The organism is Pseudonocardia sp. McavD-2-B, assembly GCF_024124365.1.
GTDB lineage: Bacteria > Actinomycetota > Actinomycetes > Mycobacteriales > Pseudonocardiaceae > Pseudonocardia > Pseudonocardia alni.
Genome location: NZ_JAMXSG010000504.1, coordinates 1 through 1,596, shown reverse-complemented (window position 1 = coordinate 1,596; position 1,596 = coordinate 1). Strand labels below are relative to the sequence as shown.

General features: G+C 75.8%; 2 protein-coding genes. One reads left to right on the top strand and one right to left on the bottom strand.

Annotated features, from left to right (window positions below):
- Nucleotides 1-38 precede the first annotated feature (38 nt).
- Nucleotides 39-428, bottom strand: a complete 390-nt coding sequence (locus NH602_RS30685; RefSeq protein WP_253069667.1) for a hypothetical protein — start codon at nt 426-428, stop codon at nt 39-41.
- Between the two features lie 134 nt (nt 429-562).
- Here NH602_RS30685 and NH602_RS30680 point away from each other — a divergent pair, with 134 nt between their 5' ends.
- The gene (locus NH602_RS30680) at nt 563-1,537 is read left to right on the top strand and encodes a threo-3-hydroxy-L-aspartate ammonia-lyase (RefSeq protein ID WP_073574540.1); all 975 of its coding nucleotides are present in this window, start codon (nt 563-565) and stop codon (nt 1,535-1,537) included.
- The last annotated feature ends 59 nt before the right edge of the window (nt 1,538-1,596 follow it).

The following is a 1,596-nucleotide window of genomic DNA, read 5'->3' as shown; positions in this document are numbered from 1 at the left end:
CGGGCACCGGGAGGACGGGACCGGGCACGGTGCCGGGGTCAGCCGCGGCGACCGGCGGCGACGCGCCGCACCGCGACCGCGCCGATGCCACCGGCGGCGACGGCACCGAGCGCCAGCGGCAGCACGTCGGCCGGGCCGCCACCGGCCTCGACGCCACCGATCGGCGTCGCGGTGACCTGGGTGGAGTCGTCGGAGGCGGCCTCGACCGTGGCCGGGGACGCCGCGCTGCCGTAGTCGTGGTCCTCGCAGGCCACGCCGTTGTCGTTCGCGTCGAGGTTCTCGGGGTCGCCCGGGGTCAGGGCCGCCTGGGCGTCGGCCTGGCTGGCGAAGTCCTTGCAGTCGCGGTCCTGGGCGAAGGCCGTACCGGCGAGCGGGAGGGCCGCCGCGGTCGCGAGGAGCACGGCAGCGGACAGGGAGCGGAGGCGCATCGGGGGTGTCCTTCCGGGGAACGTGGGGGAGCCACGCAGGTAGCAGCGATCCCGACGTGTCAGTCGTTACACCCGATCGTGAATGGATCCGAACGGGCTTGAACCGGCTCCGCCGGGCGGCGGAAGGTGGTCCGGTGAACGCTCTCCCCACCCCCGACGACGTCCGTGCCGCGGCAGCGATCCTGCGCGGCCACGCCCACCGCACCCCCGTCCTCACCTCCCGGCTCACCGACGCCGAACTCGGCGCGCAGGTGTTCGTGAAGGCGGAGAACCTCCAGCGCACCGGGAGCTTCAAGTTCCGCGGGGCGTTCCACACGCTGTCCCGGCTGTCTGCGGCACAGCGGCGGGCGGGGGTCGTCGCGTTCTCCTCGGGCAACCACGCCCAGGCCGTGGCGCTGGCCGCGCAGCTGCTGGAGGTCCCCGCGACGATCGTGATGCCGCACGACGCCCCGGCCTCGAAGCTCGCCGCCACCCGCGGCTACGGCGCCGAGGTCGTCGGCTACGACCGCTACGCCGAGGACCGCGCGGCCATCGCGACCGCGCTGTCGGAGGAGCGTGGGCTCACCCTCGTCCCGCCCTACGACCACCCGCACGTCATCGCCGGGCAGGGCACCGCGATGCTGGAGCTGCTGGAGGACCACGGCCCGCTCGACGCGCTGTTCGTCTGCCTCGGCGGGGGCGGGCTGCTCTCCGGATCACTGCTCGCGACGCAGGCCCTGTCCCCCGACGCCCAGGTGTACGGCGTCGAGCCCGAGGCCGGCGACGACGGCCTGCAGTCCCTGCGCGCCGGGCACGTAGTGCGCATCCCGCAGCCCCGCACGCTCGCCGACGGCGCCGCCACCACCCACCTCGGCGACCACACGTTCCCGGTGATCGCGCGGCTCGTCACCGACATCGTGACCGTGCCCGACACCGCCCTGGTCGAGTCGATGGCGCTGTTCGCGGCGCGCTACAAGGTGCTCGTCGAGCCGACCGGGGCGCTGGCCTTCGCGGGCGTGCGGGCCGCCGTCGCCGCGGACCCGCAGCGGTGGGCCGGGACGCGGATCGGCGTCACGATCTCCGGCGGCAACGTCGACCTGGACCGCTTCGCCGCCCTCGTCACCGGCTGAGCGCCCCGCGGGCCCCCGCCCCGTCGACGGCGGCACCGGGTTCGGCCGGCGGCGCAGCC